This is a genomic window from Pseudoflavonifractor sp. HNCC25GI2 (assembly GCF_058136395.1).
In genome coordinates, this window is sequence record NZ_JBYUOW010000010.1 from 21,685 (window position 1) to 34,085 (window position 12,401).

The following is a 12,401-nucleotide window of genomic DNA, read 5'->3' on the forward strand; positions in this document are numbered from 1 at the left end:
CATGATATTCTGTCTAAAGAGAGGGGAAATTCGATGGATTACGACAAGCTGCTGAACCTGGGCGTGGAGCTGGGCCGCAGGCTGATGGACAGCGGAGCGGAAATCTACCGGGTTGAGGAGTCGGTGGAGCGGCTGCTTCAGGCTTACGGCCTGGAGCCGCAGATTTTTGCCATTCCCAACTGCCTCATTGTCAGTGTCACCACTCCCCAGGGCCATCCCATTACCCGCATGTGCCGCATTCCGGCCCACGGAACGGATATTGAACTGCTGGAGCGGTGCAACGAGCTCTGCCGGCGGCTGTGCAAGGATCCTGTCCCGGTGGAGGAGGCGGAGCGGCTGGTGGAGCAGCTGTCCAACACCCGGCAGTTTCCGCCCCAGGTGCTGCTGCTGGGCTACGCCATGACCACGGGATTTTTTGCACTGTTTTTCGGAGGAGGATTTCTGGACTGCCTCAGTGCCGGCCTGTGCGGCCTGGCGGTGGGGGCATGTATTCTCTTCGGGCAGTTTTTGACGGGGTCGAACATCTTTTTCTGCACGGTGGTTCAGGCTGCTCTGGCTTCCGGCATGTCCCTGCTGCTGGTGCGGCTGGGGCTTGGAAGTAATCTGGAGGCAATTACCATCGGAACTTTGATGGTTTTGGTGCCCGGAAGGGCCTTGACCAATGCCATGCGGGAAATTATGGCGGGAGATATTTTTTCTGGGTTGAACCGGACGGCGGAGGTGCTCCTGGTAGCCACCGCCATGGCTCTGGGCACCGCCATCCCCCTTGTGCTGGGACAGTATCTGTGAGGAGGTGGGGAAGAAATGAGTGAGCTTGTGACCGGCTATGTGCTTCCCTGCCTGTGGGCGTCTCTGGCCTGTATTGGGTTTGGACTGGTGTTCAACATCCAGGGCGTGGGCGTGTTGATCTGTGGCCTGGGCGCGGGCCTGGGCTGGCTGGTGTACCTGGTGGCCGTGGCTGTGGGGACGGGCGATATTTTCGCCGCGTTTCTGGCCGCCATTGCTATTGGCATCTATTCTGAGGTGATGGCGCGGATTCGCCGCTGTCCGGTGACGGGCTACCTCCAGGTGGCCCTGCTGCCTCTGGTTCCAGGGGCGGGCATCTATTACACCATGCAGTACTGCGTGGAGGGAGAGACCCAGCTGTTCCTGTCCACCCTGCTGCACACGTTCGGCTTTGCCGCCGCCCTGTCGGTGGGAGCCATGCTGACCACCTCGGTGCTGCGGGCGCTGCTGCCTCATTTTCACAGAGGGGGGACGTAACGACTTTTCCAAGCGGAGGACCACATTGATGCACATTTCTCACAGCCGTTGGAAGACGGCGCTTATCGCGATTTGCCTGCTGACCCTTTTGGCGGGATGCTCCATCCAGAAGGGAATCGCTCTGCCTGCCGGTTCCGCCAGGGCGGATCGGCAGCATTCCGACCAGTCCCACCCCCAACTGCCCGACGGAAGCGAAGCCGGGGATAACGGCGAAAAGCCGGACGCCGCCTTGGAGGACAAGCCTTCCGGAGAGCCGGAGCTGGTCCCGCCTAGAGACGCTGAACCGGAGGAAACAGACGAGCCCACCCAGACCGGAGGGACCGAGGCGGAGAACGCCCGGGCAGCCCGGACACCGGAGAGCGGGGTAGAGCAGCCCCAGGGGACGGAAGGGGACGGCTATGATTTTAGCCAGCCCGTGCCCGAGAGTCCGGAGGTGGACAACAGCTACTTTGCTGATGCAGCTTTTATCGGTGATTCCCGTACCGACGGCTTTATGATTTACAGCGGAATTGGAAACGGGAAGAACCTGACCTCCAACGGTTTGTCCATCTTCAAGCTGAAGGAGAAAAAGGCTCTGACCATTGACGGGAAGAAATATACCCTTCTGGAGGCCCTGGCCCTGGAGCAGTACGGAAAGGTGTACCTCTCCCTGGGGGTCAATGAGCTGGGCTATAACAACGATAAGGGCTTTTATGAGAAATATCGCGACGCCATCCAGACCATTCGCCAGCTGCAGCCCAACGCAGTTATCTACATCCAGGGGCTCATTCCCCTCAATGAGGGCGTGATCGCCCAGACAGGGGGATCCCGCTACCTGACCAACGAGCATCTGCGGGTCTACAACGACCTGATGCGCAAGGCGGCCCAGGAGGAGGGCGTGGTGTTCCTGGATCTGTATTCCGAATTTGCGGACGGAAACAATGAGCTGCCCGCCGAGGCCAGCAAGGACGGCGTCCACCTTCGGGGCGCCTGGTGCCGGCAGTGGCTGGCCTACCTGAAGACCCACACAGTGGATTATAAGACCCTGTACCCATCCGGAAGCGCTGTCGGGCTGAATGTGTCCGGCGGAGCGGAGGACCAGGGACAATCTGATCTTACATAGGAGGAGATTATCTTGAAGAAGTGGATTTTACTGCTGGCCGGCGTGGTGCTGGCCATGGCGCTGGTTGGCTGCAGCCAGAAGGAGAGCAAGGCCTCCTGGACGGAGGAGCATGGACAGGACATTCTGAACTCCGGCGCTTTTTCCGAGGAGCTGGAGGAGCTGGATCTGGACACCGCGTTTATGCTCTACAAGCTGGAGGACGCGGGGCTGAGCCGGGAGGATTTGACCGGCGGTTTGTGCCGCCGCTCCGCGGGAGCTACCTGCGAGGAGCTGGCTGTGCTGATTTTTGGTGATGAGAAAGCGGCAGAGGCTGCCGTCCAGTCTCTTCAGACCTATTTGGAGGGCCAGATTGCTTCCAATACTGATTACCGCCCGGCGGAGATTCCCAAGCTGGAGGGAGCCTGGGTGGAGCAGCGGGGGAACACCGTGCTGATGGTCGTGGCCAACGATGTAGAGGCTGCCAAGGAAGCCGTAGGCAGCAAATAAGCAATCAAAAATGCCGTTTGGAGTACTCTAAACGGCATTTTTTGCTGAAATAGGTGGAAAAACTTACAGCTTGTCTTTCTGGGGGACAGTCGGTTACAATCTTGTTATAAACCTGCAAAGGAGGAAATAACAACATGAACCGACGATGGAAGGGGGCCGCTGCCGCCCTGATGACCGCGGCGGCCCTGACTGTTCCGGCCTGGGGCGCGTCCGTCGAGGCCAACGGTCAGCCTCTCACCGCCGAACAGGGCTGGATTAAGGACGGAACCAGCTATATGACCCTGCGGGCGCTGGCCCAGCACTCCGATTACGAATTGACCTGGGACGGGAGCCGCGCCTGGCTGCGGGGCGAGGACCTGGAGCTGTCCGCCCGTCCAGGTGATTTATACATATTGAGTAATGACCGGGCTCTGTATGTGGAGGGTGGCGTGCAGGTGGTGGACGGTAAGCTGACGCTGCCCCTGCGGGTGGTGGCCGCGGCTACGGGTGGATCCCTGGGCTGGAACGCCAAAACAGCCACCGCCTCCCTGGGGCTGACCGGTGCATCCGCGCCCCAGGCCGACTATGACGAGGAGGACCTCTACTGGCTCTCCCGCATCATCTCGGCGGAAAGCCGGGGTGAACCCCTGATTGGCCAGATTGCCGTGGGCAATGTGGTATTGAACCGGGTGGCCAACGGGCAGTTCCCGGACACCATTAAGGACGTCATTTTTGACACCAAATACGCCGTGCAGTTTGAACCGGTGGCCAATGGAACGGTCTATAACGAGCCGGCCCAGTCCTCCATTCTGGCGGCTAAGATGACCCTGGAGGGTGCCCGGGTGGTGGGAGACTGCCTGTACTTTTTCGCTCCCGCCCTGTCGGAGGGGACATGGATTGTCAATAACCGAACCTACTACATCACCATTGGTGCACACGACTTTTACCTCTAAAAAGGAAAAGGGACGGCTTACGGCCGTCCCTTTCTTTTTTGCTTAGCAGAAGGAGCAGGGCTCCTCCACTGTCACGGTGTACTTTTCCAGAAGAGCCACGGGGTGATAGGAGAGCTTGCTGGTGCGCAGCCCCAGATCGCCGGCATCATCCTCGCGGTTGATGAAATGGATGCCCTCGTGGGCAAACTGCTGGGCGAACTGGGCTACCAGCATCTGATAGCAGCCCTCGTAGGTGCGGTCAGCCTTCTCGATGTGGGTGAACAGCGTGTCGCCGATGATTTCGCCCAGAGAGAAGCCCACAACCTCACCATCCACCAGCAGCATACCGCCCAGCATGTCATAGGTGGTGTAGTGGTCCAGCACCTCGTGGGTTTTGGCGATGTCCTCGTGGAAGGAGGCCGCCGCCTTGTCCACCCGGCTGGCGTACCGGTCCAGAAACGCCTTGACAACGGGGATGTCCTCCGGAGTAATCACTCGGAAGGTCCAGTTTCCATAGGTTTTCAGGAACTTGTTGACATGGTTCCGCTGCCCGCTGAGCTTCTTGCCCCGGAAGTATTTCAGGTCCTCCGCCCGGTACAGGTAGTCGAAGTTGTCCCGCTCGGGGATGGCGGCGCTGTTGGGGAAGAACTCCTGAATCCGCTCCAGCTCATCCTTGGGAACGGGGTAGAAGGAGATGGGCATCTTCCGGCGGCAGCAGTAGTCGGCGATCTGCCGGTAGTGCTCGTTGCGGCCGCCCCCCAGGGGCAGGGTGAAGGTGTCGCCAAGACCGGGGTAGTACACCTTAAAGTAGAGAGAACCATCGTAGACAGCCCACTCGGTCTTATACATGTCCCGCCAGATAAAGCAGGTGCCGGGGGTGGTGTCACAGATGCGGCTGCCGCTGTAATCAAAGAAATGGCGCAGCTTGGGGAGATCCTCCAGCTGCAGGGGATGAAAATCCAGCATAATTGAAAATCCTTGTCGTTTGATTTAGTCGCTCTACATTATATCCGATATCCGCCCATAATACCAGCCTGTAACCCCCTCTTTTTTGCACAAAAAACCGTGCTTTGTGGTCTGTACCAGGGACAAATGATCCCCGGGAGAGACGGGGAGGCGGTAGTCGGTGGAGTCCTCACACCACAGCCCGCGCTGGTCCCGGCGCAGGTAGCGGTTGAGGATGGGCAGCACCCGGCCGCTCTCCAGGTGGCGGCACAGAGAGGTCTCCTCTCCCTCCTCCAGAAGCTCCAGCGCGCTGCGGCCCCAGCGGACGTTGACGGAATCTGTGGAGGCCTCCTGAGGATCCAGAGCCTTCACCACAGGCAGGCCGTCCCAGGCCTGCCAGGAGAAGTCCTGGGAATCCTCTGAGGGCAGGATGAGCGCGTTGAGCTGACCATCCATTTTCAGCACGCAGCCTCCGTCAATGGAGGAGATTTTTCGATCCCGCAGCAGAATGGGAGCGGCAGAGGGAATGCTGGGGTTGTAGAGCGTGACCGGCCAGTGGCCCACGATGACCCACTTTTGGAAGGAGCGGTTCTGCCCCAGAAAGTCATCATTTTTCATGCAGTCCCACCGGTTCAGCTCCTCCATGTGGGACAGGGAGGGGACGCCGCCGTGGACGAAGACCAGATGCTCCGTCTCCAGAATGGTGGGAAGAGCCTTCAGCCATGCCCGGATCTCCGGATATGCCGCCCGCAGGTCCCGGCGCAGCTTGGGCAGGTCCTCCAGCTGCTCAAAGCCGCCCTCCCGGGCCAGCTGCCGCAGGGTGGACTCGGGGTGCTGGGGCAGGTAGAAGGAGAAGAAGGACTGATCCAGCTCATCTGTCTCAAAAAAGCGGGATACCAGTCCGTCGCAGTTGCCGGAGAGGGGATAGAGACAGTGGGTCTGGGACAGTTCCACCAGGTAGCGCAGCAGGGCCAGGCTCTCGGCTCCTTTCTCCAGCATATCCCCCACCAGCACCAGGGCGTCCTGAGGGGTGAGGCGGATTTGGTCCATAAGGGCCCGGAAGAAGGGGAGGTTCCCGTGAATGTCGCTGACCGCAATAATGCGCTGTCCGGGCTGAAATTGGGGGTGAATTACAACGGCGCGGTCCATAGGGGGCCCTCCTTTTTGTATTGCTGCATGTAAAAATTACAATGAGTTATTCCGTAAACCGAATGTTACCGTGGATTATGGTGATTTGCGCACCGCAATCATAGCACAGCAGAGCCATCAAATGCAAGGGATTGGCGGGGGAGAAGGATACACACGGTACCTATGGGAGCTGCGGGGAGACTACAAAAAGATCCGCGCCGGTCCTTTTGGACCGGCGCGGATGTTATATTACAGAGAAGAATCCGGCTTACTTGCGGGGATTCTTGATGGCAGCCTGAGCGGCAGCCAGACGGGCGATGGGCACACGGAAGGGGGAGCAGGACACGTAGTCCAGACCCACATTGTGGCAGAACTCCACGGAGGAGGGATCGCCGCCGTGCTCGCCGCAGATGCCCAGCTTCAGGTCGGGGCGGGTGGAGCGGCCCAGCTCAGCGGCCATCTTCACCAGCTTGCCTACGCCGGTCTGATCCAGACGGGCGAAGGGATCGCTCTCGTAGATCTTGTTGGTGTAGTAGGCATCCAGGAACTTGCCGGCGTCGTCACGGGAGAAGCCGAAGGTCATCTGGGTCAGGTCGTTGGTGCCGAAGGAGAAGAACTCGGCCTCCTTGGCGATCTCGTCGGCGGTGAGGGCGGCGCGGGGGATCTCAATCATGGTACCCACGTGGTACTTCATGTTGGAGCCGGCAGCCTTGATGATCTCGTCGGCGGTCTCCACCACGGTCTTCTTCACGAAGGCCAGCTCCTTGACCTCGCCGACCAGGGGGATCATGATCTCGGGGACCATGTTCCAGTCGGGGTGCTTGGACTGGACGTTCAGAGCGGCCTTGATGACGGCGCGGGTCTGCATAGCAGCAATCTCAGGATAGGTGACAGCCAGACGGCAGCCGCGGTGACCCATCATGGGGTTGAACTCGTGCAGGCCGGCGATGATGGCCTTGATGTCGGCCACGGACTTGTTCATGTCCTTGGCCAGCTGCTCGATGTCGGCCTCCTCGGTGGGCACGAACTCGTGCAGCGGGGGATCCAGGAAGCGGACGGTCATGGGACGGCCTTCCAGAGCCTCGTACATGGCCTCGAAGTCGCCCTGCTGCATGGGCTCCAGCTTGGCCAGAGCCTTCTCGCGCTGCTCCACGGTGTCGGAGCAGATCATCTCGCGGATGGCGCGGATGCGGTCACCCTCGAAGAACATGTGCTCGGTGCGGCACAGGCCGATGCCCTCGGCGCCGAACTTCACAGCCTGAGCAGTGTCGCGGGGGTTGTCGGCGTTGGTGCGGACCTTCAGCTGACGATACTTATCAGCCCAGGCCATGATGCGGCCGAACTCGCCGGAGATGGAAGCGTCCACAGTGGGAATGGCCTCGCCGTAGATGTTGCCGGTGGAGCCGTCCAGGCTGAGCCAGTCACCCTCGTGGTAGACCTTGCCGGCCAGCTCGAACTGCTTGTTGTCCTCGTCCATCTTGATGGCGCCGCAGCCGGAGACACAGCAGGTGCCCATGCCGCGGGCCACGACGGCGGCGTGAGAGGTCATGCCGCCGCGGACAGTCAGGATGCCCTGGGAAGCGACCATGCCCTCGATGTCCTCGGGGCTGGTCTCCAGACGGACCAGAACCACCTTCTCGCCGCGGGCAGCCCACTCCTTGGCGTCATCGGCGGTGAAGACGATCTTACCGCAGGCAGCGCCGGGGGAGGCGGGCAGGGCGTTGGCCACGGGGGTGGCCTTCTTCAGAGCGGCGGGGTCGAACTGGGGATGCAGCAGGGTGTCCAGGTTGCGGGGGTCGATCATGGCCACGGCCTCCTGCTCGGAGATCATGCCCTCGTCCACCAGGTCGCAGGCGATCTTCAGAGCGGCGGCGGCGGTACGCTTGCCGTTACGGGTCTGCAGCATGTAGAGCTTGCCGTTCTCGACGGTGAACTCCATGTCCTGCATGTCGCGGTAGTGGTTCTCCAGAGTCTGGCAGACCTGCTCGAACTGCTTGAAGGCCTCGGGGAACTTGTCGGCCATCTCCTGGATGGGCATGGGGGTACGCACGCCGGCCACCACGTCCTCGCCCTGGGCGTTGGTCAGGAACTCGCCCATCAGCTTCTTCTCGCCGGTGGCGGGGTTACGGGTAAAGGCAACACCGGTGCCGCAGTCGTCGCCCATGTTGCCGAAGGCCATGGACTGGACGTTGACGGCAGTGCCCCAGGAACCGGGAATGTCGTTCATGCGGCGGTACACAATGGCGCGGGGGTTGTTCCAGGAACGGAACACGGCCTTGATGGCGCCCATGAGCTGCTCCTTGGGGTCGGTGGGGAAGTCGGCACCGATCTTCTCCTTGTACTCAGCCTTGAACTGGCCGGCCAGCTCCTTCAGGTCGTCGGCGGTGAGCTCCACGTCCTGAGTGACGCCGCGCTTGGCCTTCATCTCGTCGATGAGCTCCTCGAAGTACTTCTTGCCCACTTCCATGACGACGTCAGAGTACATCTGGATGAAGCGGCGGTAGCAGTCCCAAGCCCAGCGGGGGTTGTTGGACTTCTTGGCAATGACCTCGACCACGTCCTCGTTCAGGCCCAGGTTCAGGATGGTGTCCATCATGCCGGGCATGGAGGCGCGGGCGCCGGAACGGACGGAGACCAGCAGGGGATTCTCCAGATCGCCGAACTTCTTGCCGGTGATCTCTTCCATCTTGACGATGTACTCCATGATCTGAGCCTGGATCTCGTCGTTGATCTTCTCGCCGTCCTCATAGTACTGGGTGCAGGCCTCGGCGGTGATGGTGAAGCCCTGGGGCACGGGCATGCCCAGGTTGGTCATCTCGGCCAGGTTGGCGCCCTTACCGCCCAGCAGCTCACGCATCTTGCCGTTGCCTTCGGAGAAGAGGTACACGAATTTCTTTGCCATTTACGTCATTCCTTTCTTCAGTAGCGGTCTGAGGCAAGGCGGGCCTTATCTCAGACCGGAGGATATAATCGCAGCGGCCTTCTGGGCAGCAGCCCAAAATTCCGCAGAAAACATTATACCATTTGCAGGAAATATTGCAATAATTTTCTCAAAAAAACTGCAACAAAATTTAAAAAAGAATAGAAATCTTATGTGAAAAGAAACAAATATGACACGAAAATACAAAATTCTGTGGAAACAGTAAAAAATGAGTTTTAAACCGGGAAAAGGACGCTTAAATTTATTCAGAAGGAGAAAAACGAAGGAGCGTCCGGCTAACGGGTAAAAAAAGAAAGCTAAAGCACATCTTAACTTAAAATTCCACGCCGCGGCGGGCGGAAATGCCGCGATCATAGGGGTGGCGAAGCTTTTCCATGCGGGTTATATAATCCGCGCGGTCCAGCAGAGCCTGGTGCGGCTGGTGGCCGGTGAGCACCACCTCGGCGGGGACATCCAGACAATCGAGAACGGCCTGGAGGGGGAGCAGACCAGCCTCCACGGCGGTACACACCTCATCCAGCACCAACAGGCCCCAGCCGGGCTGGCGGGCCAGCGCGGCGGCCTCCTCCAGCAGGCGCAGACTGCGGTCGGCCTCCACCTGGAATTCCTCCCGGGTGAGGGCAAAGGAGAATTTGACCTCCTTCGGTATATCCAGCAGCGTGACATTGGGCAGCAGGGCCAGGGCGGCGCGCTCGCCGCTGTCCTGCCCCTTCATAAACTGGGCAATGGCCACCGACTGGCCCCGGCCGGCCATACGGAGCGCCAGCCCCATGGCTGCGGTGGTTTTGCCCTTGCCGTCGCCCCAATAGATGTGAATCATGGAAAACCTCCTGTGTGGGAAGATAGAAAAGTCCGGCTGCCAAAGCCGCAGCGGCCCGGCAGCCGGATGAGTTATGGGTTATTGCTCCTTGGATTCCTCCATGGTCTGCTGAAGCACCTTGATGGCGTAGTCCACCGCGGGAATCGCCTTGGCGGTGCAGTACTGCTTGATTTGCTCCAGCTCCCGAATTGCCTCTTTTGCGGTCATAACACACACACTCCCTGAAACTTTATTCAGCGTAGATCATTTTAACACATCACAGGGGAAAAAGACAAGGGGAGGGGTGAAATTTCAGCGCCGGCGGCCGCCTCCGCCCAGTAAAATAAGGACGACGGCCAAGGCTACCAGGCTCCAGGACAACACGCCTCCGGCGGGGATGGCGCCGGTCAGGGTCAGGACCACCATAAGCAGGGCGGCAATGCGTCCGGCCCAAATCAGAACGGGATTTCGCTGCATATTTATAAGCCTCCTATTTATGGGATGAGCGGACGCTCCGATCCATGCTGCAGGTTACGGACAGGATCAGGGCCAGAGTGAGCAGGCGCTCCCGTGGGGTGGCCACGAAGGCAAAATGCAGCGCGGCCAGAACCAGCGCCAGCAGGCAGCCGGTCCAGATCAAAAGCACACCGGCCTTCATTTAAAACTCCTTTTGTTCCACAACGCGGCAGGAGATGAGGTAGGACACCGGCAAGCCCAGCAGAATGACCAGAGGAATGAGGCACAGCAGGGGCAGGACCACAGAGAGGGGAAGCTGCTCCAGATTGTCCAGCCAGCCCGCGCGGGCGGCCAGTACGATGAGAATGACGGGGATGAAGATGATGGCGTACAGGAAGGGACGGGCCCGTTCCGGCCCCATTTTATAGTTGAGGGGCAGGGTGACATCCACCGCCAGAAGTCCCACACTGAGAGCGCCCACCCCGGCGGCCAGATTTTCTTCCACCGGCTGGGCGGCGGTGATGGACAGGGCCACGCAGGACAGGAGGGCGAAGGCGGCGGCCACCAGAATCATCAGCAGCACAAAGGCGTACTTGGCCCGCACCACTGCCCGGCGGCCCAGGGGCAGAGTCATGGCATACCGGTCCCATTTGGCCAGATCGTCATAGGCAAAGGAGGACATGGGCAGGATCATGACAATAATCTGGACGAAAGCGGTGATGAATGAGATGGAAAACAGGTCGAAAATGGCCAGGATAAGGTAAAAGATCAGGAACAGAACGTAGGTTCTCAGCGCCTTGCGCAGCACCAGGAAATCCTTTAAGACTAGGCCGGTCATGCCGACTCCCCCTTTCCGATAAAGAGCATGATATCCTCCAAAGCAATGGGCTCCACCATAAGGTGGGGATAGCTGCGGTGGAAGGCGCCCCGGTCGGCCACCAGGGCCTCACAGCCGAAGGAGCCCCGGCGCACCCGTACTAGGTCGGCCGGGTCAATGGCCTCCAGCTGTGCGGCGGTGCAGCCCACCCGGCCGTAATGCTCCAGAATGGTGTCCTTGGCGTCCGAGAGGACAATCCGGCCCTGGTGGAGGTAGGTGATGTAGTCGGCCACCTTTTCCAGGTCGGAGGTGATGTGGCTGGAAATGAGGATGGAGTGCTCCTCGTCGCAGATGAAGGCGAGAAATTCGTCCAGAATTTCGTCCCGCACCACCGGGTCCAGTCCGGCGGTGGCCTCGTCCAGCAGCAGGAGCTTGGGCTGGTGGGCCAGGGCGGCAGCCAGGGAGAGCTTCATCTTCATGCCCCGGGAAAATTCCTTGATGAGCTTGCCGTGAGGCAGCTGGAATTTGTCCAGATAGTCCGCATAGAGCCGGCTGTCCCAGCGGTCCCGGAAGGCCGGAGCCAGGATGGCCCCCACGTCCTTGGGGCGCAGGGTGTCGTGGAAGAAGCACTCGTCCAGTACCACGCCGATTTCCGCCTTGGCCAGCCGCTCCTCCCGGATGTTGTCGTAGCCCAGAAGGGTGATGCTCCCGCTGTCCCGGCGGACCAAATTGAGGATGCACTTCATTAAGGTGGTCTTGCCCGCCCCGTTTTCCCCGATGAGGCCCATGATGGTGCCGCCGGGCAGAGTGAGGTCAATTTCCCCCAGAGTAAAATCCGGATAGGACTTGTTCAGTCCCCGAATCTCAATACTGTTTGTCATAGATTATCACCTTTATACAATAAGTTCAGCATTTCCTGAAGCTCTTCCAGGGAGAGGCCGCCCTTGCGGGCCTCCTCCACCGCCAGGGACAGGGCGTCCTCCACCTTGCGCAGGCGGGCCTCCCGCAAAAGCTCCTGATTCTGCGGCGCCACAAAGCAGCCTTTGCCAGGGACGTTTTCCAAAAATCCGTCCCGCTCCAGCTCCTCGTAGGCCCGCTTGGTTGTAATCACGGAAATACGCAGCTCTTTGGCCAGCAGCCGCATGGAGGGCAGGGCGTCCCCCGCCGCCAGTGCACCGGTCATAATCTGCTCCTTCACCTGGTCTGTAATCTGTTCGTAAATTGGTTTTCCGCTGGAGTTACTGAGAATAATGTCCATGTGGCGCCCCTTCTAAGCAGGTGTGCGGGCGGCGTGCTGTCGGCTCTGCGCAAAGTCCAACGCCGCCGTCCCGTTCACTGCTGTTATTTTGGTAATACTGTATATATACTATATGCACAGTATAACATCGATTTGCCGTTTGTCAAGGGGCCGCAGGACAAAAAATCCGGGCCGGTGTGTACGGGAAAAGGGAGCGCTGGGGAAGGGCAGAACAGACCATGAGCACTTTTGGCCATTCTGTGAAAAAAGGGGGAACAAATACCATGGTTTTCAACAATTTACAAGGAGATGTTCC

The 12,401-nt window shown here is 59.7% G+C and carries 15 protein-coding genes; 5 read left to right on the forward strand and 10 right to left on the reverse strand.

The genetic code is table 11. The features are described from left to right. Nucleotides 1-33: 33 nt before the first annotated feature. From AC3YUO_RS11190 to AC3YUO_RS11210, 5 genes are all read left to right on the forward strand, one after another. Nucleotides 34-789, forward strand: a complete 756-nt coding sequence (locus AC3YUO_RS11190; RefSeq protein ID WP_489963115.1) for a threonine/serine exporter family protein — start codon at nucleotides 34-36, stop codon at nucleotides 787-789. A gap of 15 nt (nucleotides 790-804) precedes the next feature. Then, entirely contained in the window at nucleotides 805-1,263 is a 459-nt protein-coding gene (locus AC3YUO_RS11195; RefSeq protein WP_489963116.1) for a threonine/serine exporter family protein, read from the forward strand. Between the two features lie 28 nt (nucleotides 1,264-1,291). Beyond that, nucleotides 1,292-2,365, forward strand: a complete 1,074-nt coding sequence (locus AC3YUO_RS11200) for a GDSL-type esterase/lipase family protein (protein WP_489963117.1) — start codon at nucleotides 1,292-1,294, stop codon at nucleotides 2,363-2,365. 12 nt (nucleotides 2,366-2,377) lie between these two features. Beyond that, nucleotides 2,378-2,851 (forward strand): DUF4358 domain-containing protein, encoded by a 474-nt coding sequence (locus tag AC3YUO_RS11205; protein WP_489963118.1) that lies wholly within the window; start codon nucleotides 2,378-2,380, stop codon nucleotides 2,849-2,851. Nucleotides 2,852-2,985: 134 nt separating this feature from the next. Next, the gene (locus tag AC3YUO_RS11210; RefSeq protein WP_489963119.1) at nucleotides 2,986-3,783 is read left to right on the forward strand and encodes a cell wall hydrolase; all 798 of its coding nucleotides are present in this window, start codon (nucleotides 2,986-2,988) and stop codon (nucleotides 3,781-3,783) included. Nucleotides 3,784-3,825: 42 nt separating this feature from the next. Here the strand turns inward: AC3YUO_RS11210 and AC3YUO_RS11215 are convergent, their stop codons facing one another. From AC3YUO_RS11215 to AC3YUO_RS11260, 10 genes are all read right to left on the reverse strand, one after another. Further along, nucleotides 3,826-4,728: a DUF2156 domain-containing protein gene (locus AC3YUO_RS11215; protein WP_489963120.1), complete on the reverse strand. Its 903-nt coding sequence runs from the start codon at nucleotides 4,726-4,728 to the stop codon at nucleotides 3,826-3,828. A gap of 33 nt (nucleotides 4,729-4,761) precedes the next feature. After that, the gene (locus AC3YUO_RS11220; protein WP_489963121.1) at nucleotides 4,762-5,856 is read right to left on the reverse strand and encodes a metallophosphoesterase; all 1,095 of its coding nucleotides are present in this window, start codon (nucleotides 5,854-5,856) and stop codon (nucleotides 4,762-4,764) included. Between the two features lie 247 nt (nucleotides 5,857-6,103). Continuing rightward, the gene (gene ppdK, locus AC3YUO_RS11225) at nucleotides 6,104-8,737 is read right to left on the reverse strand and encodes a pyruvate, phosphate dikinase (RefSeq protein WP_489963122.1); all 2,634 of its coding nucleotides are present in this window, start codon (nucleotides 8,735-8,737) and stop codon (nucleotides 6,104-6,106) included. Nucleotides 8,738-9,089: 352 nt separating this feature from the next. Beyond that, complete coding sequence (locus AC3YUO_RS11230) at nucleotides 9,090-9,596, reverse strand: cob(I)yrinic acid a,c-diamide adenosyltransferase (protein WP_489963123.1); 507 nt, start codon at nucleotides 9,594-9,596, stop codon at nucleotides 9,090-9,092. 78 nt (nucleotides 9,597-9,674) lie between these two features. Next, complete coding sequence (locus AC3YUO_RS11235; protein WP_489963124.1) at nucleotides 9,675-9,803, reverse strand: hypothetical protein; 129 nt, start codon at nucleotides 9,801-9,803, stop codon at nucleotides 9,675-9,677. A gap of 84 nt (nucleotides 9,804-9,887) precedes the next feature. After that, on the reverse strand, nucleotides 9,888-10,052 hold the full coding sequence (locus AC3YUO_RS11240; protein ID WP_489963125.1) for a hypothetical protein: 165 nt from the start codon (nucleotides 10,050-10,052) through the stop codon (nucleotides 9,888-9,890). Nucleotides 10,053-10,065: 13 nt separating this feature from the next. After that, the gene (locus AC3YUO_RS11245; protein ID WP_489963126.1) at nucleotides 10,066-10,233 is read right to left on the reverse strand and encodes a hypothetical protein; all 168 of its coding nucleotides are present in this window, start codon (nucleotides 10,231-10,233) and stop codon (nucleotides 10,066-10,068) included. Beyond that, nucleotides 10,234-10,869 carry an ABC-2 transporter permease gene (locus AC3YUO_RS11250; protein WP_489963127.1) on the reverse strand — a complete coding sequence of 212 codons (636 nt, stop codon included), beginning with the start codon at nucleotides 10,867-10,869 and terminating at the stop codon, nucleotides 10,234-10,236. Continuing rightward, nucleotides 10,866-11,729, reverse strand: a complete 864-nt coding sequence (locus AC3YUO_RS11255; protein WP_489963128.1) for an ABC transporter ATP-binding protein — start codon at nucleotides 11,727-11,729, stop codon at nucleotides 10,866-10,868. The genes AC3YUO_RS11250 and AC3YUO_RS11255 overlap by 4 nt, the downstream gene beginning before the upstream one ends. After that, on the reverse strand, nucleotides 11,726-12,106 hold the full coding sequence (locus AC3YUO_RS11260; protein ID WP_489963129.1) for a GntR family transcriptional regulator: 381 nt from the start codon (nucleotides 12,104-12,106) through the stop codon (nucleotides 11,726-11,728). The genes AC3YUO_RS11255 and AC3YUO_RS11260 overlap by 4 nt, the downstream gene beginning before the upstream one ends. Nucleotides 12,107-12,401 lie beyond the last annotated feature (295 nt).